This is a genomic window from Phaeovulum vinaykumarii, assembly GCF_900156695.1.
Lineage (GTDB): Bacteria > Pseudomonadota > Alphaproteobacteria > Rhodobacterales > Rhodobacteraceae > Bieblia_A > Bieblia_A vinaykumarii.
This window is the reverse complement of the sequence record NZ_FTOM01000006.1, coordinates 138056-160420: the sequence shown is the minus strand read 5'-3', so window position 1 is coordinate 160420 and position 22365 is coordinate 138056. Positions and strand designations below refer to the sequence as shown.

The following is a 22365-nucleotide window of genomic DNA, read 5'->3' as shown; positions in this document are numbered from 1 at the left end:
GGGGCCAGCTTCGACTCAGCTTGAGTGGACACGCAAGGGGCAACGACTGCACACAGGATTGTATACGATCTTGTCCACGAATTTGTGCACGACACGACACGCCCAAATTCGCGCCAACAGCGGTCTGGCCGGCCCGGTATTCCAGAAAATGCTCCCCTTTTCGCCACGACAAAGGTCAGCCTGAGACAGGACCGAGCCAGAAAGGGGCAACCGGATGCGGACAGGGCGCGATCTCGAACTGGTGCATGTGTCGAAACGCTACGGCGGCACGACGGCCGTGGATGATGTCGATCATGTCTTCGCGGGGGGAAGCTATGTCTGCCTGCTGGGGCCGTCGGGCTGCGGGAAATCCTCGACCCTGCGGATGATCGCCGGGCACGAGAGCATCACCGAAGGCAGCGTGATCCTGGAAGGCCAGGACGTGACCGGGCTGGCCCCGGCGCAGCGCGGCACGGCGATGATGTTCCAGAATTACGCGCTGTTCCCGCATCTGAACGTGCGCGACAACGTGGCCTTCTCGCTGAAGATGAAGGGTGTGGACCGCGCCACCCGGCACAAGCGCGCCACCGAGATGCTGGAGCTGGTCGACATGGCGCATCTGCCCGACCGGCTGCCGGCGCAGCTTTCGGGCGGGCAGCAGCAGCGCGTGGCGCTGGCGCGGGCGCTGGTCACCGACCCGCGGGTGCCTTGCTGGACGAGCCGCTGTCGGCGCTGGACCCGTTCCTGCGCATCCGCATGCGGGCCGAGCTGAAGCGGCTCCAGCGCGAGCTGGGCATCACCTTCATCCACGTCACCCACGGCCAGGACGAGGCGCTGGCGCTGGCGCTGGCCGACGAGATCGTGGTGATGAACGGCGGCCGGATCGAGCAATCGGGCCCCGCGCGCGACGTGTTCAACGCGCCGCTGACCGAATTCGTGGCGCGCTTCATCGGCGGACACAACGTGCTGACGCTGAACGGCGCGCGCTGTGCGCTGCGCGCCGATGACGTGCAGCTGGCCGAGACCGGGACGGGCCATGACGCCACCGTGCAGGCGGTCGAATATCAGGGCAGCTTCGTCGCCGTGACCGCCGCGCTGGCCGAGGGCGCGCAGGAGATCCAGGCGCTGGTCCCCGAGGCACGCTTCTTTTCCCGACCCACAAACCCCGGCGAGGCCGTCCGCCTGGCCTGGGACGAGGGGCGGCTGCACCGCCTCCAGAACTGAATTCCCCAACCGGAGAGTGATCCCCATGTCGGAGATGAGATATTCCCGCCGCTCGATCCTGAAGACGGGCGCGGCCGCGATGGCGGCCTCGGCCCTGCCCGCGCCGATGATCTGGGCGCAGGAGATCAAGGACATCACCCTGCGCCAGTTCGGCACCGGGGTGTCGAACCTCAATGACGTGGCCAGGAAGGTGAAGGAAGACCTGGGCTTCACGCTGAGCATGACCGCGCTGGACAGCGACGCGGTGACCCAGCGCGCCGCGACCCAGCCCGACAGCTTCGACATCGCCGATATCGAATACTGGATCTGCAAGAAGGTCTGGCCGACCGGCAACCTTCAGGCGATGGATACCTCGAAGATCAAGAACTATGACAAGATCGTGGGCATCTTCCGGTCGGGCAAGCTGACCCCCGAGAGCGTGATCGCGCAGGGCACCGCGCCCCATACCGTGGGCTTTGTCGAGGGGCCGGACTCGACCGTCTTCGCCAAGGAGGAGACGGGTTGGATGACCCTGATCCCCACCATCTACAACGCCGACACGCTGGGCATCCGCCCCGACCTGATCGGGCGCCCGATCGAGAGCTGGGCGGAGCTGCTGAACCCCGAATTCCGCGGCAAGGCCTCGATCCTCGACATTTCGTCGATCGGGATCATGGATATGGCCATGGTCTGCGAGGCGATGGGCGAGATCACCTATGGCGACAAGGGCAACATGACCCGCGAGGAGATCGACCGCACCATGGCGATCTTCACCGAGGCCAAGAAAAGCGGCCAGTTCCGCGCCTTCTGGAAGACCTTCGACGAGAGCGTGAACCTGATGGCCTCGGGCGAGGTCGTGATCCAGTCGATGTGGTCGCCCGCCATCACCGCGGTCAAGTCGCGCGGCATCCCGTGTGTCTACCAGCCGCTGAAGGAGGGCTATCGGTCGTGGGGTGGCGGCATCGGTCTGTCGAAGAACCTGTCGGGCATGGCGCTGGAAGCGGCCTATGAATACATCAACTGGTATCTGTCGGGCTGGGTCGGCGGCTATCTGATGCGCCAGGGCTATTATTCGGCGGTGCCGGAGACCTCGAAGAATTTCATGACCGAGAACGAATGGGGCTATTGGTTCGAGGGCAAGCCCGCGACCGATACCATCACCTCGCCCACCGGCGACACGCTGGCCCAGGCCGGCGAGGTGCGCGACGGCGGGTCGTTCGAGGAGCGCATGGGCCGCGTGGCCTGCTGGAACGCGGTGATGGACGAGAACCGCTACATGGTGCGCAAGTGGAACGAGTTCATCGCCTCGTGAGCCCGGCCTTGCGCTGACGTTGCGGCCGGGGGGCTGTCTGCCCCCCGGTCCCCCCGAGGATATTTTGACCAGATCGAAGGCAGGAGCCATGCGGATAAACGGATCTCTTCCGGGATGGGTGCAGGCGGCGCCGCTGGCCCTGGTGATGCTGGCCTTTCTGGTGGCGCCCATCGTCATGATCGGGGTGGTGAGCTTCTGGCAGGCCACCGAATTCTCGATTATTCCCGCGTTCACGCTGGAGAATTACGAATTCCTGTTCGCGTCGCCGGTGACCTGGAAGGTGTTTCTGGCGACGTTCAAATATGCCGCGATCACCTGGGCGCTGACGCTGTCGATCGGCTTTACCGTGGCCTATTTCCTGGCCTTTCACGTGCGCAGCCAGAACATGCAGATCGCGCTGTTCCTTCTGTGCACGATCCCGTTCTGGACCTCGAACATCATCCGCATGATCTCGTGGATCCCGTTTCTGGGGCGCAACGGCATCGCCAACCAGACGCTGATCTCGTGGGGGGTGATCGACCAGCCGCTGGAATGGCTGCTCTATTCGGATTTCTCGGTGATCCTGGCCTTCGTGCACCTTTACACGCTGTGCATGGTAGTGCCGATCTTCAACACGATGATGCGCATCGACCGGTCGCTTCTGGAGGCGGCGCGCGATGCCGGCGCAAGCGGGGTGCAGACCCTGGTCAACGTGATCCTGCCCTTGACCAAGCCCGGCATCATGATCGGCACGATCTTCGTGGTGACGCTGGTCATGGGCGATTTCATCACCGTGCGCTTCATGTCGGGCAGCCAGAGCGCCAATGTCGGCCGACTGATCTCGAACGACATCGCGCTTTTGCAATACCCTTCGGCGGCGGCGACCTCGATCGTGCTGCTGGCGACGGTGCTGATCGTGATCGGCATCCTTCTGCGCTTTGTCAACATTCGCAAGGAGCTGTGAGATGGAGCCGCGTCCGCTGTCCTTCTATCTTCTGGCCGCCTTCTTCGTGCTGTTCGTGCTGTTTCTCTATGGCCCGACGCTGACCATCGGCATCCTGAGCTTTCAGGGGCCGGAGGGGGGGCTGACCTTCCCGATGCGCGGCGTGTCGCTGCATTGGTTCCGCGATCTGTTTCAGGAACAGGCCGTGGGCGACATCTGGGGCGCGTTCCGGCGCAGCCTGGTGCTGGGGCTGATGGTGATGGTCACGACCGTCGTCGTTTCGGTCATGGCGGGGCTGGCGTTCCGCAAGCGCTTTGCCGGGTCGGCCGTGCTGTTCTATCTGGCGATCACGTCGCTGGTGATCCCGTCGATCCTGGTGTCGCTTGGCGTGGGGCTGATCTTTGACCAGCTGGGCCTGCCGGTGCATTGGGCGGGCGCGGGCTTCGGCGCGCAGCTGACCTGGACCCTGCCCTTCGGCCTCTTGATCATGTTCGCGGTGTTCAACCGGTTCGACAAGAGCTTCGAGGAAGCCGCCCGCGATCAGGGCGCCACCGCCTGGCAGACGATCCGGCACGTGGTTTTGCCGATCATCGCGCCGTCGCTGATCGGGGTGGCGCTGTTCGGCTTCACGCTCAGCTATGACGAATTCGCGCGCACGCTGCTGACGTCGGGAAGCCACAACACGCTGCCTCTCGAGATCTTCGGGATGACCACCAATGTCACCACCCCGGTGATCTATGCGCTGGGCACGCTGACCACGCTGTTCTCGCTCCTCATCATCGGGGTGTTCCTGGCGGGGGTGGCGATCATGGGCCGGATGCGGGCCAGGGCCGGGTCGGACGCGGGCAAGGGTGTCTGAATGACGATCCTGTTCCTGAACCCCAATTCCACGGCCGCCATGACCCAAAGCGTGGTGGAGCGCGCCCGCATGGTCTGCCCCGGCACCCGGATCGAGGGCTGGACCAACCACGACGCGCCGGCCGCGATCCAGGGCCCCGAGGACGGCGCCGCCGCGGTGCCGGGCCTGCTGGCGATGCTGCCGCGGGCGCGGGCCGAAGGGGTGGCGGCGATCGTGATCGCGTGCTTTGACGACACGGGCCTTGAGGCCTTGCGCGCCGCCGCCCATTGCCCGGTGATCGGGATCGGCCAGGCCGCCTTTCACATGGGCGCGCTGTTGGGGGGGCGCTTTTCGGTGGTGACGACCCTGCCGGTTTCGGTGCCGGTGATCGCGGAGAATGTCGCCCGCTATGGCTTTGCCGAGCATTGCGCCGCGATCCATGCCAGCGGGCTTGCCGTGCTGGAGGTCGAGGACGGCGCGCCGCAGACGCGCGACCGGCTGGCCGGGGCGATCCGGGCCGCGGGCCGCGAAGACGGCGTGAGCACCGCCATTCTGGGATGCGCGGGGATGACCCGCCTTGCCGAGGACATGCAAGGCCGCACCGGGCTTCGGGTGATCGACGGGGTGGTCGCGGCGACCCATCTTGCCGGGGCGCTGATCGCGGCACGGGCCTGAGAGCCCCCACGCGGCAGAGAATCACCCTGGACCCGGATCCTCCTAATTTTTAGGCATCATGGCGAAGATAAGCAATCTTGAGTTGCTTTTGAATCACCCATATTCACCTGGGCTATACTGATTGGTCAGAGACGCTGCTCCAAAAGCTGTTAAACGTCGGTAATTTGATCGTTAATCTTTTGTTAAGCACATTTATTGACCGGAATCGGCCGATCTGCTTAACGTGATCTTACTTAATCCGAAACGTTCTGTGGTTGTCACACATCTGCTGCCAATCTTGGGACGTGGACGGGGCCCACCTCGTCTTGGGTGATTGTGTTTTGTTCGGGGGCCAAAACTGTGAACGACTCTTTCAAGTTCGGCGCGTCTTCATTCAGCGCGGCCATTCCGCTTCCTGGCGCGGCAACCCGCCAGGAAGACCGACCTTCCCTTTATCTCTCTTTCGGCAAACGGATGCTCGATCTGCTGATCGCGCTTCTGATTGCCCCGATCCTTCTTCCGGTCATCTTTCTTCTGTGGGCGCTTGTCCGGCTGGACGGCGGGCCCGGCTTCTTCGTGCAGCCGCGCATCGGGCTGGGCGGACGGACCTTCAACTGCATCAAGTTGCGCACCATGGCCGTGAATGCCGAAGCGCGCCTGCGCGAGATGTGCGAACGCGACCCGCAGGTCGCGCAGGAGTGGCATACCTACCAGAAGCTGCGCGTCGACCCGCGGATCACGCGGATCGGGCAGTTCCTGCGCAAGACGTCGCTTGATGAATTGCCCCAGCTTTTCAACGTGTTCAACGGCACGATGAGCTTCGTCGGACCGCGGCCCTTCCTGAAAGATCAGGAGCAGCTCTATCGCGCCGCCGGTGGGCAGGCCTATTTCAAGCTGCGTCCGGGGATCACCGGGCCGTGGCAGCTGTCGGGCCGCGGCACCACGGCCTTCGTCGACCAGGTGAAATTCGACGAGGAGTATCTGGGTCAGGTGTCGCTGGCGACCGATCTGGGCATGATGCTGGGCACCGCCGGGGTGGTGATGCGCGGCACCGGGCACTAAGCCCCGACCAGCCGGCACGTCCTGACGCCATCCGCCCGCGGGTGGCGTTTTTCATGCCGGTTCAGGTTGACAGGAACGACACCCCCGCGTCATTCAGGACCACGGCCGACAATCGGCCGGTGGCATAGGCACCGGTATCGACCGAAATCACCCCGTCTGCCATCGTCGCCTCGGGCACGACACGGTGGCCATGCACGATCCACAGCCCGTCGGCCCGCGGCGCTCTGGCAAAGTGCGGATGCCCCCAGGTCAGCGCACGGTCGGGCTGTTTGTCGAAGGCAAGCGCGGGATCGGCCCCGGCATGGACAAAGCCGACATTGCCGCTTTGCCACGACCGCGGCAGGCCGCGCAGCCAGGCCAGACGGTCTGCACCCAGCGCGGCGGCCAGATCCCGTGCCACCTTGTGCAAAGCCTCCGGGTCGGTGCTGGCGGTGGGCCCGGCCACGCGCAGGCTGAAAAGCGTCTGAAGCCCGCCGTTGCCAAGCCATGACGGGCCCCGGCCCGCCGGATCGTCCAGGAAATCCAGCAGCATCTCTTCGTGATTGCCGCGCAGGCACAGCGCATCGGCCTGCTCCAGCAGCTCCAGCACCCGCGCGCTGTTCTCGCCCCGGTCGATGTAATCGCCCAGGCCCACGATCCGGTGCCCCGGATGCTGCGCGTCGATCCGTTCGAGAAGCTGCGCCAGAAGATCGGCCTCGCCGTGCACATCGCCGATGGCCACCACCGGCTCTGCACAGCGCGCCGGATCGCCCGAAAACGCGGTGGGCGCGGGCACCGGGTGGGCGGTGCGGGTGCGCCGCAGGAAGTTCAGTCGCATGGGCCGGAGCCTCCGTGACAGATGCAAGGGCAGACGGCCCCAGCGAACCGCGGACGGCCGCCGGACGCAAGCCGTGACCCATGCGCGGTCGAAAATGATCCCGAAACCGCCCGGAGCCTGGCCAAGTTCTGCCGCTTTTCACCAGCTTCTTAAGGTTAACAAAACCTTAATGCAAACCGAGGCCCAGAGTCCGATGCTGCACCAGGCAAGCCCGCAAGCCTTCCGTCCCTTCGAAGTGATCGACACCCGCCCGGCGATCTCGGTCGTCGGTCTGGGCTATGTCGGCGCGGTCTCGACCGCCTGTCTGTCGGCGCTGGGCCATCGGGTCGTGGGGGTGGATCTGGACCCGGTCAAGGTGGATGCGATCCGCGCCGGCCGCGCGCCCCTGCACGAACACGATCTGGACCGGCTTCTGTCCGAAGGCTGCGAGGCCGGGCTGATCGAGGCCACCGACGATCTGGTGCGCGCGGTGCAGGACACCGACGTCACCTTCGTGTCGGTCGGCACGCCCACGGCCGAGGACGGGTCGTGCGACCTGCGCTATATCCGTGCCGCGGCACAGGCCATCGGCCAGGGGCTGCGCGTCAAGAACGCCTATCACGTGGTGGTCATGCGCTGCTCGATCCCGCCGGGGTCCACGATGGGCGTCATGGTCCCCGAGATCGAGCGCGCCTCGGGCCGGGTCGCGGGCGTGGATTTCGGCGTGTGCTTCAACCCCGAATTCCTGCGCGAAGGCGTGGCCGTTGCCGATTTCAACGCCCCGCCCAAGACCGTGATCGGCGCCAGCGACGACCGCGCCGCGGCGATCGTGTCGCGCATCTACGAGCCCGTCGATCCGGCGCCGGTCCTGACCTCGATCGAGACCGCCGAGATGGTCAAATATGTCGACAATGTCTGGCATGCGGCCAAGGTCACCTTCGCCAACGAGATCGGGCGGCTGTGCAAGCCGCTCGAGGTGGACAGCCACGCGGTCATGGACATCTTCGTGCGCGACACCAAGCTGAACCTGTCGCCCTATTACCTCAAGCCCGGCTTTGCCTATGGCGGCTCGTGCCTGCCCAAGGAGGTGCGCGCCGTCACCCATCTGGCCGGCGCGCTGGGGGTGGATCTGCCGATGATCCGCAATCTCGAGCGTTCGAACCGCGCCCAGATCGCCGAGGCGCTGGAGATGGTGCGCCGGACCGGGGCGCGGCGGGTGGCGGTGCTGGGGCTGGCCTTCAAGCCCGGCACCGACGATCTGCGCGAATCCCCCATTCTGGAGGTGATCGCCGCCCTTCATGCCGACGGGGTCGACGTGACCGCGCATGACCGCGCCGTCACCGCCGAAACCCGTATCGAGGCGCAGCTTGACTATGTGCGCCACGCCGCGCCGGGGCTGCGCGATCTGGCGCCGCGGCTGGCGGGAATGTTGCGCGCCACCCCCGAGGCCGCCATCGCCGGCGCCGAGGCGGTGATCGTCACCCATTCCTGCGACGCCTATCGCCAGGCGGTGTCGGAAACCGGAACGCCGGTGATCGACGTCGCCCGCCTGTTCCGCGACCGCAGTCAGCAACCGCAGAGCGTCTCGGGCATCGGCTGGTAAGCCGCGCCCCTGCGCTGGAAAACGACAGGAACCCCAGAATGAGCCTGAACCTGGTCAGCCCCATCCGGTCCCGCATGTCCGACATCGACGGTGCCGCGGCGCGCCGTGACACCCTGCCCGCTGCGGCGCCGAATGATCTGCGCAATGACGCGGGCATCCCGCAGCCCGGCGCGCGCGGCCACGGCCCGCGGGACGGCGACACCGGCTTGCCCGCGCGCGGCCCGCGCGACGCGGCCACGACCCTTGCCGGCAGCGATGAAGACGATGATCTGACCGGCGGCAGCGGCGACGACCTGATCACCGGTGCGCGCGGCGACGACAGCCTGTCGGGGGGCGCCGGGGAGGATACGCTGCGCGGTGACAGCGGACACGACACGCTGTCGGGCGGCGCGGGTGAAGACCTGCTCGAGGGCGGCGACGGCGCGGATCTGCTGGCGGGCGGCAGCGGCGACGACACCCTGTCGGGCGGAACCGCTGATGACGACCTGTCCGGCGACAGCGGCGATGACACGCTGTCGGGGGACACCGGCGACGACACGCTTGCGGGGGATGCGGGCGGCGATCTGCTGACCGGCGGCAGCGGCCGCGACAGCCTGTCGGGCGGCAGCGGCCGCGACAGCCTGTCGGGCGGCAGCGGCGACGATACGCTGTCGGGCGGGAAATCCGATGACACGCTGTCGGGGGGCAGCGGCGCGGATTCGCTGGAAGGCGGCGACGGCTACGACGATCTTCTGGGCGGGACCGGTGATGACACGCTCTGGGGCGGCAGCGGTGATGACACGCTGCACGGCAACAGCGGCGATGACCAGCTGTGGGGGGAAAGCGGCAGCGACCTTATCTGGGGCGATGCTGGCGCGGACCTTCTGTCCGGGGGCCTGGGCAATGACACGCTGTGGGGCGGCAGCGGCGACGACAGCCTTGTCGGCGGCACCGGCAACGACAGCCTGTCGGGTGGCACCGGCAACGACATCCTGGCCGGATCGGACGGCAACGACGACCTTTCGGGCGGCACGGGCCACGACCTCTTGCAGGGGGGAACGGGCGACGATGTGCTGAACGGCAATTCCGGCGATGACAGCCTGTTCGGCGAGACCGGCGCCGACATGCTGCGCGGCGGCAGCGGCGCGGATTCGCTGGAAGGCGGCGACGGGCGCGACACGCTGGTCGGCGAGAGCGGCGACGACACGCTCTATGGCGGCGCGGCCGAGGATCTTCTCGAAGGCGGGGACGGCGACGACCAGCTTTGGGGCGAAGGCGGCAATGACACGCTTTCGGGCGAGGATGGCGCGGATCTCGTGGCCGGGGGCGCGGGCAACGACAGCCTGTCGGGCGGCGCAGGCCAGGACACGCTGTCGGGCGGCACCGGCAGCGACACGCTGGAAGGCGGCGCCGGGGCGGATCTGCTGAACGGCGGCGACGGCAGTGACGTCTTCGTCTTCACGCCTGAAGCCGCCGATGGCACCACCGATCTCATCCTGGGCTTCGAATGGGCGCTCGACACGATCATGCTGGTCGGGCTTTCGCTGGCGGATGGCGACCAGATCACCGATCACCTGAGCCTGGGCAGCGGCGGCGCGGTCGAGCTGAGCCTGGACGGGGTCGAGATCATGGTGCAGGGCAGCACATCGGTCTTCGATCCGATCGCGGCGCTTGCAGATCAGATCCTGTTGGCCTGAGCCGCCAGGCGGCCCCCCCCTGCCCGGCCTAGAACGGCACCGGCAGGGCGCCGGCATAGATCCCCAGCAGGGTCAGGAAAGCCGCGACGCTGGTCAGCATCTGGATCTTGGCAACTGCATCCTTCCAGCCGATGCGCGCCGCCTGCGCCCTCTGGTTGCCGCGGTTGAACCATTTCTGGCGCGCCAGGTGAAAGATCATGTAGATCTTCACCGTCGCGTTGAAGATCTGGTTGACGTAGAGAAGGAACGTCCAGGCCATCTCGGCGCGGCGGGCATGGCGGTAGAGAACCGACACCAGCACCAGCCGCGTGGCCACGACCCAGATCATCAGGCTGGCCAGATAGAACGGGTCGCGCAGCGCGCCAAAGAGCGCCAGCGCGGGGCTGACCATCACCGTCCAGATGGCAATGCGCTGGTCGATCAGGCACCACCAGATGAAGGGCGGCACCACCCGCGGGCCCAGCGCGATCGCGCGCGTGCCGTTGCGCAGCATGTTGCCCGACCAGCGGCGGAAATTCTCGTTCATGCGCTGGATGCCGCGGCCAGACACGATCTCGACGGTATAGACGCAGGCGTCCGGCACATAGGTCATGCGCGCCCGCCGCGCGAGCAGGTGATACCAGGTGGACTTGTCGTCGCCCGACAGGAAGCGGAACCGCCCCCACAGCCAATGATCCAGATGGTCGGCCTCGATCGTGCGGATGAAACGCGCGTCGATGATGTGGCGCGCGCGAAAGACGCTGAAGCGCCCGGTCAGCGTCAGCACCCGGTCCGACAGCGCATGCGACTGCATCGCCAGGCGCCGCTGGGCGAACCGCATCCTGAGCCACGAGCCCATCCAGGCCGGGCCGTGGCAGATCACCTCCTCGTCGGTGGTCAGCGCCTGAAGGCCGGGGTCAGCGGCAAAGACCGGCAAAACCTTCCGCAGCACATCGCTGCCATATATGGTGTCTCCGTCCATGAAAATGACAAGATCGTCTGGTTCGACGCCCTGACGCGCCATGCCCCGCAGGATCATGCCAATGGCCATGCGCTTGCCCGGCTGGTTCTGGCGCATCAGCACCACCTCCAGCAGATCGGCGCCCAGATCAGCGGCATGGGTGGCGATGTAATCGCGGATCACCGCTTCGTCGCCGGCCGATCCGGTCCCCACCCACAGCGAGGTCGGCACCTTCTCGCGGCGCACCTGCGACACGATGGAGGCCAGGACGCGGCGAGTGATTGCCGGTTCCTCGCGGTAGGTGGTCATCTGGATATGCAGACGCCGCGGCCGCCAGCCGCCCTGCCACAGCGCATCGGCCCGCGCCCGCATTCCCGGCCAGCGCCGCCGGCGGAACCAGACCGCCCGCAGGGCGTGATTGAACCACCAGCTGAACCGCCACAGCCCCAGAAGACCCAGCGCCACGGACAGATGCCGGAAGGACGGGTCGAGAAATCGGTTCGGCACCAGGATCGCCGCCGCGACCAGCGCACCCAGAACCAGCGCTGCCTGCGCCACGAAGGCCCCGTCATAGCGCGGCGGGCGCTGGCCTTCGGGCAACTCGAGCGCGGCAACCGTCGCCGCGATCCGCTTCTCGAGCGCATGGATCTGGGGCGCGCGGCGGCCATCGGACATGGGCGCCGCCCTCAGCCTGCGTCCGAACCGAAGATCAGCCGTCGCAGGCTGTTGCGAAACAGCGACACCGCGACCGGCTGGCCCGGCGCGAAGGCCTGCTCCTCGTCGGCCTGCCCCGCGTCAACCGGCGCGGCCTGAAGCGTCAGCCGCAGCCCCCCCGCCGCATCGGGCGCGATCGCCACGATCCGGGCCTGGGTCTCGATGCGCCGGCCGTTCGACATGGCCGCGACCTCGCCGCGCATCCCGGTCCAGACATCCATCACCCGATCCGCCGGCAGATGCGCGGCCACCGTGAACCCGCCGTCCGCCGCCGCGGCCGGCCCGATCACCTGCGCGACCGGCGTCTCGACCCAGTTCAGCCGGTTGAAGGCCAGCCCGCCCAGAAAGCCGAAGACCAGAACGAAGAGCCCGGCATAGACGGCCACCATGCCCGCCGCGCGCCAGCCCTGCGGGATCAGATCGGCGGTGGCGGCAGCGCGTTCGCGGGGCGTCTCCTCCATGGGGACCAGATCGACCGGCGCATCCAGCGCCGCGATCATCTCGCCGGTGTCGACCATCCGCCCGCTGAGCAGGTTCTTGTGAAACAGCCCCAGGATCTCGCGCTGGCGGCTGTTGAGCCCGTCGAACAGGAATTCCCGCGGCAGATCGCCCGGCACCAGCGCGACCGCAAAGGTGAGGGTGACCCCCTGAAACGGAATGGACAGCAACGCGCCCGACAGATCCGCCGCCTCGAGCGCGGGATCATAGACCGCCCGCGTCGTCCACTGGCGCAGCTTCACCGTGGTTCCGTCGGCAAGGCTGAGCATCAGGGGCGCGGTCACGCGATACTGCGGATCGGGGCTGGGGCGCTCGTGTCGGACCACCATCGCGGCACCTCTGTCCTTCCTTCGGGCGGCGGATCGCCCCTGACTAGCCAATCTAGCGGTGTCAAGGAAGGGCTAGATTGGCGCGCAGGGCCCCCGCGGGTGCGTTGCGACATACGTTCCGGGCCCCAGGAACGCAAATTTGACTTGGCTTGGCATGCCAGCTTGGGGCAAAGTAGCCGGCACGAAGGCGACCCGCCACCGCCAGACTGACCGCAGACCGCACCATAGGCGGCCACGGAACGAACCGGGAGGAAGAGACATGTCCAAGACGACCACCGCAACTCTTGCGGCGCTGACGCTTGCCGCAAGCCTTGCCAGCGGCACCGCCGCCTTTGCGCAATGCGATCCGGGCGAGATGACCATCAAGTTCTCGCATGTGACGAATGCCGACCGTCACCCCAAGGGGATTGCCGCGCAGCTGTTCGCCGATCGCGTCAACGAGGAGATGAACGGCCGCGTCTGTGTCGAGGTCTATCCGAACTCGACCCTTTACGACGACGACAAGGTGCTTGAGGCGATGCTGGCCGGCGACGTCCAGATGGCCGCGCCGTCGCTGTCGAAATTCGAAGCCTTCACCAAGGTCTTCAGCATCTTCGACCTGCCCTTCATGTTCAAGAACATGGATGCGGTCGACGAGTTCCAGGCCTCGGAAGTCGGCCAGGAGATGAAGGCCTCGATGGAACGCCGCGGTCTTCTGGGCCTCGAGTTCTGGCATTCGGGCATGAAGCAATTCTCGGCCAACACGCCGCTGGTGTTGCCCGAGGATGCCGAAGGTCTGAAATTCCGCGTCCAGCCCTCGGATGTGCTGATCGCGCAGATGGAGGCGCTGGGCGCCTCGCCGCAGCCGATGGCCTTCTCCGAGGTCTACGGCGCGCTGCAAATGGGCGTCGTGGACGGCCAGGAAAACACCTGGTCGAACATCTACGGCCAGAAGTTCCACGAGGTGCAGGACGGCATCACCGAAACCAACCACGGCGTGCTGGACTATCTGGTCGTCGTATCGGTGGATTGGTGGGACGGCCTCGATCCGGCGGTGCGCGACGATCTTTCGCGCATCCTGCATGAGGTGACCGAGACCCGGAACGCCCAGGTCAACGAGGTCGAGGCCAAGTCCCGTCAGGCGATCATCGACGCCGGCTATACCGTGCGCGAACTGACCCCCGAACAGCGCGCCGCCTGGGCGGCCACGATGCGCCCGGTCTGGGACCAGTTCAAGGACGGGATCGGCGAGGAGAAGATCGACTTCGCCCAGGAGGTCAACACGCGTCACTGACCGATCGGGGTGCGCGGCCTGCGGGCCCGCCCCCCTTCGCATGCCGCATCTTCTGAACACGCCGGGGGCAGGGTCGGGGCCGCAAGGTCGCACCCTGCCCCCTGAGCATGCCGCGGGGGGCGCGCGTCCCCCCTTGTTCCGACCCGTGCCGGCGCCCGCCGGCCCTGCCCGAAAGTAGAGAGGCCGCCCGGATGAGCCGCGCCTTCGTTCCCCAGACCGCCTTAGGCCGGCTGGTGCACAGCTTCGAGGAAACCGCCATTGCCCTGATCATGGGGGCGATGACGTTGCTGACCTTCGTCAATGTCGTGCTGCGCTACGTTTTCAATTCGTCCATCATCTGGGGGCTCGAGGCGACGCTGGTGCTGTTTGCCTGGCTGGTCCTGTTCGGGATGGCCCATGCGATCAAGATCACCGCGAACCTCGGGGTGGATATCCTGCTGGCGGTCCTGCCGCCGAAGGGCCGGCGGATCATCACCCTGACGGCGGTGGCGGCCTGCCTGATCTATGCGGCCCTGCTGATGAAGGGCGCGTGGGATTTCTGGGCGCCCTTCGCGGGGCTTGACCGGACCTCGGGGCATTGGTTCCCCACCGGCTTCGAGCGCACCCGCGATCAGGCCTGGTACGAGCTGGACGTGACCCCCATTCCCGATTTCCTGCGTTTTCTCGAACCGCTCATCAATCAGGGCGAAGCCTATGAGAAGATGCCCCGCGTCGTGCCCTATCTGATCGTGCCGCTGGGGGCGTTCCTGATGTTCGTGCGCCTGCTCGAAGCCGGCTGGCACGTGATCCGCGGCCGGCGCGATTGCATCATCGTCAGCCACGAGGCCGAAGATGCCGTCGTCGATGCCCGCCACCTGAACACGGAAGACTGAGCCATGCAGATCGCCTTCCTCTTTCTTCTGATCATCGGGCTGATGCTGATCGGCGTGCCGATCGCCATCTCGCTGGGCCTGTCGTCGATGATCTTCCTGCTGATCTATTCCGACACCTCGCTGGCCTCGATCGCGCAGACGCTCTACAACGCCATGGCCGGCCACGCGACGCTCCTGGCCATTCCCTTCTTCATCCTGGCCTCAAGCTTCATGTCGACGGGCGGCGTGGCGCAGCGGATCATCCGCTTTGCCGTGGCCTGCGTGGGCCATCTGCCGGGCGGTCTGGCCATTTCCGGGGTGCTGGCCTGCATGATGTTCGCCGCCCTTTCGGGGTCGTCGCCCGCGACCGTGGTGGCGATCGGCTCGATCGTGATCGCGGCCATGCGGCAGGTGGGCTACAGCAAGGATTTCGCCGCCGGGGTGATCTGCAACGCCGGCACGCTGGGCATCCTTATCCCGCCGTCGATCGTGATGGTGGTCTATGCCTCGGCCACCGATGTCTCGGTCGGGCGGATGTTCCTGGCCGGGGTGTTTCCGGGCATCCTGGCCGGTGTCATGCTGATGGCCGCGATCCTGGGCATTGCCATCTGGAAGAACCTGCCCAAGGGCACCTGGCAAGGCTGGCGCGAGGTCTTTCTGTCCTTTGCCGACAGCTTCTGGGGGCTGATGCTGATCGTCATCATCATGGTGGGGCTCTATGGTTTTCCCGGCGTCACCAAGGCGATCTTCACCCCGACCGAAGCCGCCGCGGTGGCCGCGGTCTATGCCTTCTTCGTGGCCAGCTTCGTCTACCGCGACATGGGCCCGCTGTCGAACCCGGACGGGCGGCCCACGTCGCTGCTGCGCCGGCCGCATGCGCTGGTCACCGCCTTCTTCCACCGCGACACGCGCGACACGCTGTTCGACGCCGGCAAGCTGACCATCACGCTGATGTTCATCATCGCCAATGCGCTGATCCTCAAGCATGTGCTGACCGAGGAACGCATCCCCCAGGAGATCGCGGGGATCATGCTCGACGCGGGCTTCGGCAAGATCATGTTCCTGGTGATGCTGAACATCCTGCTGCTGATCGGCGGCCAGTTCATGGAGCCCTCGGGGCTGATCCTGATCGTGGCGCCGCTGGTCTTTCCCATCGCCATGGAGCTGGGCGTGGACCCCATCCACCTGGGCATCATCATGGTGGTGAACATGGAGATCGGGATGATCACGCCGCCTGTCGGGCTCAACCTGTTCGTGACCTCGGGCGTGGCGGGAATGCCGCTGATGCGCGTGGTGCGCGCCGCCCTCCCGTTCCTGGGCGTGCTGTCGATCTTCCTGATCCTGGTGACCTTCGTGCCGGAACTGTCGATCTGGCTGCCGACACAGATCATGGGGCCGGAAACGGTGATCCGCTAGAACCACGAAGGGGCCCCGCGGGGCCCCTTTTCATTTCGGGCTGCGGCGCAGCCAGATCGCCTTTTCGCCCATCTTCTCGACCATGGCGGCATGGGCGGCGGCTTCCTCCTCGGTCAGCCGCGGGGGCAGCGGAACGGGCCGCGGACGCGGGCGCCAATCTTCGCCCGGTCCGCTCTGCACCGGGCCACGATCTTGCGCGGCAGACAGCACCAGCCCCGGCTGACGCCCCCCGACAAGTTCCAGATAGACCTCGGCCAGAAGCTCGCTGTCGAGAAGGGCGCCGTGTTTCTCGCGCACCGACAGATCCACCCCGAAGCGGCGGCACAGCGCATCGAGCGTCGCCGGCGAGCCGGGGAATTTCTGCCGCGCCATCTGAAGCGTGTCGATCGCGCGGCTCATCGGCAGGATCGGCTTGCGCGCCCATTTCAGCTCGGCGTTCAGGAACTTCATGTCGAAGCTGGCGTTATGGATCACCAGCTTGGCGTCCTGACCCACGAAATCCAGGAACTCCTGCACGATTTCCGCGAATTTCGGCTTGTCGGACAGGAATTCCGCGCTCAGGCCGTGGACGTTGAAGGCCTCGACCGGCATGTCGCGTTCGGGGTTGATATATTGGTGATAGATCCGCCCCGTGGGCATGTGGTTCATCAGCTCGACCGCGCCGATCTCGACCAGACGGTCGCCGCTTTCGGGGTCGAAGCCGGTGGTTTCGGTATCAAGAACGATCTCGCGCATCGCGTAACCTTTCGATCAGGGCCCGCACTTCAGCGCGCGTGCTCTCCATGTCGCGGGTTTCGATGACATGGGTCGCGCGCGCGCGCTTGTCGGCATCCGACATTTGCCGCGCCAGGATCAGATCCAGCTGTTCGCCGGTCATGCCGGGGCGCGCCAGAACGCGGCGGCGCTGCACCTCGGGCGGTGCGCTGACGACCAGCGTCGCGTCCAGATCGGCGTCCAGCCCGGTCTCGAAGAGAAGCGGCACATCCAGCAGCACCAGCCCGGCATCGGCATGGGCGCGCAGGAACGCGGCCCGGCTTGCGGCCACCAGCGGGTGCACGATCGCCTCGAGCCGCGCCAGCGCGCCCGCATCGCGCGCCAGCGCCGCCTTGAGCGCGGCCCGGTCGATGGCGCCATCCCGCAGTGCATCGGGGAAAGCCGCGCCCACCGGCGCGACCGCATCCCCGCCCGGCGCATAGAGCGCATGCACCGTCGCATCGGCATCCCAGACCGGAACCCCTTCGGCGGCAAACATCTGCGCCGTGGTCGATTTGCCCATCCCGATCGAGCCGGTCAGGCCCAGACGGAACGGCCCTTTCATGTCCCCAGAACCAGATCGCGCAGGGTCTGGTCAACCTCGGGGCGGATGCCGAACCAATGCTCGAAGGCGGGCGCGGCCTGATGCAGAAGCATCCCCAGACCGTCGACACCCACGCAGCCCTTCGCCCGCGCCGCGCGCAGAAGCGGTGTCTCGAGCGGGGTATAGACGATGTCGCAGACCGTGGCCGAAGCCGGCAGGGCATCAAGCGCGATCTCCAGCGGCGCCTTGCCCACCATCCCCAGAGACGAGCAATTGACCAGCGTCACCGCGCCGTCCAGCATATCCGAACGTTCGTCCCAGTCGCAGACGTCGATGCGGGACCCGAACTCGGCCCGCAGCGCCTGCGCGCGGTCCAGCGTGCGGTTGGCGATGCGGATGCGCGGCACATCCAGATCCAGCAGCGCCGCAAGGATGGCGCGCGCCGCGCCCCCGGCCCCGATCACCGCCGCAGGGCCGGTTTCGGGCCGCCAGTCGGGCGCGGATTGGCGCATGTTGGCGGCAAAGCCATGGGCATCGGTGTTGTCGGCCAGAAGGCTGCCGTCGGAGCGGAAGACCAGCGTGTTCGCCGCCCCGATCCGACGCGCGGTCGCGGTGACCTCGTCGGCCAGGGAAAGCACGGCTTCCTTGTGCGGGATGGTGACATTGGCGCCCACGAAGCCCGCGCGGGGCAGGGCGGCCAACACCGCCGGCAGATCCGCGGCCTCGACATGAAGCGGCACGTAATGACCCGGCAGGCCATGACGGGCCAGCCAATGCCCATGCAGCAAGGGCGAGCGCGAATGCGCCACCGGCGCCCCGATCACGCCGGCCAGCGGAATGCGCGCGCCGCTCATGAGCCGATGTCTCCCTTTTCGCGCAGGAAGGTCAGGAATTCGACCAGCGGCAAGCCCAGGATCGAGAAATAATCGCCCTCGATCCGCGAGAAGAGACGCAGGCCCTCTTCCTCGATCTTGTAGCCGCCGACCGAATGCTTCAGCCCCGGCCAGTTCCGCGCGACATAGGCACGGATCTCGGGCTCGGGGATCTGATGCATGGTCAGATGCGCCTCGACCGTGTGCCGCCACAGGATCTCGCCGCCGCGCGCGGCCACGACGGCCGTGGTCAGCCGGTGCTGGCGCCCCGAAAGCGCGGCGATCTGGGCGCAGGTTTCCTCCTGCGTGTGGGGCTTGGCGAAGATGCGCCCCTCGCAATCAAGGATCTGGTCACCACCCAGAACGATGGTGGCGGCATTGCGCGCTGAAATGGTCATGGCCTTGCGTTCGGCCAGAACCTCGGCCTGGCGGGCAGGGTCGAGTCCCAGCGCGCTCAGTTCGTCACGGATGGCGGCTTCGTCCAGCCGGGCCGGCTGGATCACGGGCAGAATGCCAGTGTTGCGCAGCAGGCGGGCACGGGTTTCGGACGCTGACGCCAGGATCAAGGGGGTGTGCATGGATCTGTGGGCAATTCATGGGCGCCCTGGGGGCGGTTCCGGTGATGGCGGATGCCAGGGGATATGGGTCCATCTTGTCAAGAAATCAGCAAGGTTTGTCCAGAGCGGGAGGCTTTCTTCCCATCACTGTGGGAAAGCGTCGCAGCTATGACACAGGTCAGGATTGTCCCCGCGGCCATATCACGCCAAGACATTGAAATATATACGTTATAAAAAGTTATCCACACACTCGGGGGCTTATACACAATGTTGTCCCAAGGCAGGCACCCTGTGGATAGTGAACGGGACAGGTCAGTTTTCCCGCTTATCCACCCCCCCATCCACATCATCATCTTTTCTTTCTATCTTCTTCTTTTTAGGAAGAGGTGTTCAAACTTCGAGGGCGGACCCCATGGGCGACTTTCTTCTGAACTGGTATTTCTGGATCAAGGCGTTCCACGTGATGTCCGTCCTGGCCTGGATGGCGGGGCTGTTCTATCTGCCCCGGATCTATGTCTATCACGTCGAGGCCACGCAGCCCGGCACCGACACCGACGCCACCTTCAAGGTGATGGAACGCAAGCTTCTGCGCGCGATCATGAACCCCGCCGCCATCTCGACGTGGTTCTTCGGTCTTTTGCTGGTGTTCACGCCCGGCGTCATCGACTGGAGCACGATCTGGCCCTGGACCAAGGGCTTCTCGATCATCGCCATGACGATCTTCCATCTCTGGCTTGCGGCCCGGCGCAAGGATTTCGAGCGCGGCGAGAACACGCTGAGCGGCCGGCGCTATCGCATGATGAACGAGATCCCCACGATCCTGATGGTGATCATCGTCCTGTCCGTTCTGGTGAAATGGTGACGAAGCCGAAGTTTCGTTGACTCTTCACGGTTGCAAGGCTATGTGAGGCGCGCCCGGCCGTCCGGTTGGCGCGCCTTCCTTATACCTGACGAACCAGCGCTTTCCGGGGATCCGGGGGCGGCGGCAACCCGTGGTGGACCCATGACCGAACGCCTGAACCTTTCTGACCTGAAGGCCAAGAGCCCGGCCGAGCTTCTCTCGCTGGCCGAGGAATGGGAGATCGAGAACGCCTCGACCATGCGCAAGGGCGAGATGATGTTCTCGATCCTCAAGGAGCATGCCGAGGAAGATTGGGTGATCGGCGGGGATGGCGTTCTCGAGGTGCTTCAGGACGGCTTTGGCTTCCTGCGCTCGACCGAGGCCAATTATCTGCCGGGCCCCGATGACATCTATGTCAGCCCCGACATGATCCGCCAATACAGCCTGCGCACCGGCGACACGGTTTCGGGCGTGATCCGCGCGCCAGGCGAGAACGAACGCTATTTCGCGCTGACCACGGTCGAGAAGATCAACTTCGAGGAGCCCGAGCGCGCCCGTCACAAGGTCGCCTTCGACAACCTGACGCCGCTTTACCCCAACGAACGGCTGAAGATGGAGATCGAGGATCCGACGATCAAGGATCGCTCGGCCCGGATCATCGACCTGGTGGCGCCGATCGGGAAGGGGCAGCGGTCGCTGATCGTGGCGCCGCCGCGGACCGGCAAGACGGTGCTTTTGCAAAACATCGCCCATTCGATCGAGAAGAACCACCCCGAGTGCTATCTGATCGTGCTGCTGATCGACGAACGCCCCGAAGAGGTGACGGACATGCAGCGGTCGGTGAAGGGCGAGGTGATCTCGTCGACCTTCGACGAACCGGCCACGCGCCACGTCGCCGTGTCGGAAATGGTGATCGAAAAGGCCAAGCGCCTGGTCGAACATAAACGAGATGTTGTGATTCTTCTCGACTCGATCACAAGACTTGGTCGTGCCTTCAACACGGTCGTGCCGTCCTCGGGCAAGGTTCTGACCGGTGGTGTGGATGCCAACGCCCTGCAACGGCCCAAGCGGTTCTTCGGTGCTGCGCGCAACATCGAGGAAGGCGGGTCGCTGACCATCATCGCCACGGCGCTGATCGACACCGGTTCGCGCATGGACGAGGTGATCTTCGAGGAATTCAAGGGCACCGGTAACAGCGAGATCGTTCTCGACCGCAAGGTGGCCGACAAGCGCGTCTTCCCGGCGATGGACATCCTCAAGTCCGGCACGCGGAAGGAAGAGCTGCTGGTCGATCAGAAAGACCTTCAGAAGACCTATCTCTTGCGCCGCATCCTGAACCCGATGGGCACTACCGACGCGATCGAGTTCCTGATTTCCAAGCTCAAGCAGACGAAGACGAACGGCGAGTTCTTCGATTCGATGAACGCCTGACAGGGCCGGCGCGATGGACACGATCTTTGCGCTGGCTTCGGCCCGCGGCAAGGCGGGTGTCTCGGTTCTCCGCATCTCCGGGGCAGGGGCCTGGGATGCGGTGTCGGCGCTCTGTGGCGGACGTTTGCCCGAACCGCGGCGCGCGGCGCTGCGGCGGCTGATCTGGCAGGGCGATATTCTCGACGACGCGCTGGTGATCGTCTTTGCCGAAGGGGCCAGCTTCACCGGCGAGCCTTCGGCGGAACTTCAGGTGCATGGCTCGATCGCCGTGGTCGATGCGGTGATGCGCGCGCTTGGCCAGATGCCGGGGCTGCGGCTGGCCGAGCCCGGCGAATTCACCCGCCGCGCGCTGGAGAACGGGCGGCTTGATCTCGAGCAGGTCGAGGGGCTGGCGGATCTGATCGAGGCCGAGACCGAAGCCCAGCGGCGCCAGGCGCAGCGCAGCCTGTCGGGCGCGCTGGGGCGGCTGGCCGAAAGTTGGCGGCGCGATCTGGTGCAGGCGGCGGCGCTGATCGAGGCGACCATCGACTTTGCCGACGAGGATGTGCCGGTCGACGTGACGCCAGAGGTCACCGCGCTTCTGGCGCGGGTGCAGGCGGATCTGTCGGCGCAGATCGCGGGCTTCGGTGCGGCCGAGCGTATCCGCGAAGGCTTTGAAGTGGCCATCATCGGGCGGCCCAATGTGGGGAAATCGACGCTGCTGAACGCGCTTGCCGGGCGCGATGCGGCGATCACCTCGGATATTGCCGGAACCACGCGCGACGTGATCGAGGTGCGGATGGATCTGGCCGGGCTGGCGGTGACCTTCCTTGATACCGCCGGTCTGCGCGAGGCGACGGATGCGGTCGAGGCCATCGGGATCGCGCGTGCGCAGGAACGGGCGCGTGACGCCGATCTGCGGGTGTTCCTGATCGCCCCCGGCGAAGATCCCACGGAGTTGGCGCAGGTTCAGCCCGGCGATCTGGTGCGCATCGCCAAATCCGACACGCCCGCGGCCGGGGGTGTGTCGGGAAAGACCGGGGCAGGGGTGCCCGAGCTTCTGTCCGAGATCGGCGAGATCCTGTCGCAACGGGCCTCGGGGGCCGGGCTGGCCGTGCGTCTGCGCCAGCGGCAGGGGATCGCGGCGGCGGCGGACGCACTGGATCGTGCACGCGCGGCGCTTGATCCGGGGGGCGCGGCAAGCGAAATTGTGGCCGAAGAATTGCGCAGTGCGGCGCGCGCGCTGGAAATCCTGATCGGGAAGATCGGGGTCGAGGATCTGCTCGACACCATCTTCTCGAGCTTCTGTATCGGCAAGTGAG

21 protein-coding genes and 1 pseudogene are annotated in these 22365 nt (G+C 66.1%); 14 read left to right on the top strand and 8 right to left on the bottom strand.

The features are described from left to right. Positions 1-214: 214 nt before the first annotated feature. The 5 genes and pseudogenes from BW949_RS12510 to BW949_RS12490 all read left to right on the top strand — a co-directional run bounded on the left by BW949_RS12510 (position 215) and on the right by BW949_RS12490 (position 4929). Positions 215-1203: pseudogene (locus tag BW949_RS12510) on the top strand (ABC transporter ATP-binding protein). 25 nt (positions 1204-1228) lie between these two features. After that, the gene (locus tag BW949_RS12505) at positions 1229-2494 is read left to right on the top strand and encodes an ABC transporter substrate-binding protein (RefSeq protein ID WP_076366586.1); all 1266 of its coding nucleotides are present in this window, start codon (positions 1229-1231) and stop codon (positions 2492-2494) included. Between the two features lie 88 nt (positions 2495-2582). Then, positions 2583-3437, top strand: a complete 855-nt coding sequence (locus BW949_RS12500; protein ID WP_076366584.1) for an ABC transporter permease — start codon at positions 2583-2585, stop codon at positions 3435-3437. A 1-nt stretch (position 3438) separates the two neighbouring features. Next, positions 3439-4275, top strand: coding sequence for an ABC transporter permease (locus BW949_RS12495; protein ID WP_076366582.1), 837 nt, complete (start codon positions 3439-3441; stop codon positions 4273-4275). Next, entirely contained in the window at positions 4276-4929 is a 654-nt protein-coding gene (locus BW949_RS12490; RefSeq protein WP_076366580.1) for an aspartate/glutamate racemase family protein, read from the top strand. Positions 4930-5186: 257 nt separating this feature from the next. Here the strand turns inward: BW949_RS12490 and BW949_RS17595 are convergent, their stop codons facing one another. Further along, the gene (locus tag BW949_RS17595; RefSeq protein WP_268875852.1) at positions 5187-5315 is read right to left on the bottom strand and encodes a hypothetical protein; all 129 of its coding nucleotides are present in this window, start codon (positions 5313-5315) and stop codon (positions 5187-5189) included. 67 nt (positions 5316-5382) lie between these two features. Here BW949_RS17595 and BW949_RS12485 point away from each other — a divergent pair, with 67 nt between their 5' ends. After that, positions 5383-5970, top strand: a complete 588-nt coding sequence (locus BW949_RS12485; protein ID WP_083947757.1) for a sugar transferase — start codon at positions 5383-5385, stop codon at positions 5968-5970. Positions 5971-6031: 61 nt separating this feature from the next. On the opposite strand, the gene BW949_RS12480 is transcribed toward BW949_RS12485, so the two are convergent. Beyond that, positions 6032-6787, bottom strand: a complete 756-nt coding sequence (locus BW949_RS12480) for a metallophosphoesterase (RefSeq protein ID WP_083947756.1) — start codon at positions 6785-6787, stop codon at positions 6032-6034. A 193-nt stretch (positions 6788-6980) separates the two neighbouring features. Between BW949_RS12480 and BW949_RS12475 the strand changes: the two genes are divergently transcribed. Together BW949_RS12475 and BW949_RS12470 are read left to right on the top strand one after the other, a co-directional pair. Continuing rightward, entirely contained in the window at positions 6981-8369 is a 1389-nt protein-coding gene (locus BW949_RS12475) for a UDP-glucose dehydrogenase family protein (protein ID WP_083947759.1), read from the top strand. 38 nt (positions 8370-8407) lie between these two features. Next, positions 8408-10045 (top strand): calcium-binding protein, encoded by a 1638-nt coding sequence (locus BW949_RS12470; RefSeq protein ID WP_076366578.1) that lies wholly within the window; start codon positions 8408-8410, stop codon positions 10043-10045. A gap of 28 nt (positions 10046-10073) precedes the next feature. On the opposite strand, the gene BW949_RS12465 is transcribed toward BW949_RS12470, so the two are convergent. Beyond that, a complete protein-coding gene (locus tag BW949_RS12465; protein WP_076366576.1) occupies positions 10074-11660 on the bottom strand; it encodes a glycosyltransferase in 1587 nt (528 codons plus the stop codon). 11 nt (positions 11661-11671) lie between these two features. Next, positions 11672-12526: a hypothetical protein gene (locus tag BW949_RS12460; protein WP_076366574.1), complete on the bottom strand. Its 855-nt coding sequence runs from the start codon at positions 12524-12526 to the stop codon at positions 11672-11674. Between the two features lie 259 nt (positions 12527-12785). Between BW949_RS12460 and BW949_RS12455 the strand changes: the two genes are divergently transcribed. The 3 genes from BW949_RS12455 (at position 12786) to BW949_RS12445 (ending at position 16066) form a co-directional block, all read left to right on the top strand. Then, positions 12786-13799, top strand: coding sequence for a TRAP transporter substrate-binding protein (locus BW949_RS12455; RefSeq protein WP_076366572.1), 1014 nt, complete (start codon positions 12786-12788; stop codon positions 13797-13799). Between the two features lie 191 nt (positions 13800-13990). Next, positions 13991-14671 (top strand): TRAP transporter small permease, encoded by a 681-nt coding sequence (locus tag BW949_RS12450; protein WP_076366570.1) that lies wholly within the window; start codon positions 13991-13993, stop codon positions 14669-14671. Positions 14672-14674: 3 nt separating this feature from the next. Continuing rightward, on the top strand, positions 14675-16066 hold the full coding sequence (locus tag BW949_RS12445) for a TRAP transporter large permease (RefSeq protein ID WP_076366568.1): 1392 nt from the start codon (positions 14675-14677) through the stop codon (positions 16064-16066). Between the two features lie 30 nt (positions 16067-16096). On the opposite strand, the gene dnaQ is transcribed toward BW949_RS12445, so the two are convergent. From dnaQ to BW949_RS12425, 4 genes are read right to left on the bottom strand one after another with little or no spacing between them, the layout of a single operon-like run. Beyond that, positions 16097-16801 carry a DNA polymerase III subunit epsilon gene (dnaQ, locus tag BW949_RS12440; protein WP_076366566.1) on the bottom strand — a complete coding sequence of 235 codons (705 nt, stop codon included), beginning with the start codon at positions 16799-16801 and terminating at the stop codon, positions 16097-16099. Beyond that, entirely contained in the window at positions 16782-17384 is a 603-nt protein-coding gene (gene coaE / locus BW949_RS12435) for a dephospho-CoA kinase (protein ID WP_076366564.1), read from the bottom strand. The genes dnaQ and coaE overlap by 20 nt, the downstream gene beginning before the upstream one ends. Continuing rightward, positions 17381-18217: a shikimate dehydrogenase gene (locus BW949_RS12430; protein ID WP_076366562.1), complete on the bottom strand. Its 837-nt coding sequence runs from the start codon at positions 18215-18217 to the stop codon at positions 17381-17383. Before BW949_RS12430 ends, coaE begins: the two co-directional genes overlap by 4 nt. Continuing rightward, positions 18214-18813: a Maf family protein gene (locus tag BW949_RS12425; RefSeq protein WP_076366560.1), complete on the bottom strand. Its 600-nt coding sequence runs from the start codon at positions 18811-18813 to the stop codon at positions 18214-18216. The genes BW949_RS12430 and BW949_RS12425 overlap by 4 nt, the downstream gene beginning before the upstream one ends. A 391-nt stretch (positions 18814-19204) precedes the next feature. Between BW949_RS12425 and hemJ the strand changes: the two genes are divergently transcribed. The 3 genes from hemJ (at position 19205) to mnmE (ending at position 22364) form a co-directional block, all read left to right on the top strand. Further along, positions 19205-19654: a protoporphyrinogen oxidase HemJ gene (gene hemJ, locus BW949_RS12420; protein WP_076366558.1), complete on the top strand. Its 450-nt coding sequence runs from the start codon at positions 19205-19207 to the stop codon at positions 19652-19654. Positions 19655-19795: 141 nt separating this feature from the next. After that, positions 19796-21064, top strand: coding sequence for a transcription termination factor Rho (rho, locus tag BW949_RS12415; protein ID WP_076366556.1), 1269 nt, complete (start codon positions 19796-19798; stop codon positions 21062-21064). Between the two features lie 13 nt (positions 21065-21077). Further along, entirely contained in the window at positions 21078-22364 is a 1287-nt protein-coding gene (mnmE, locus tag BW949_RS12410; RefSeq protein WP_076366554.1) for a tRNA uridine-5-carboxymethylaminomethyl(34) synthesis GTPase MnmE, read from the top strand. Position 22365: the final 1 nt, after the last annotated feature.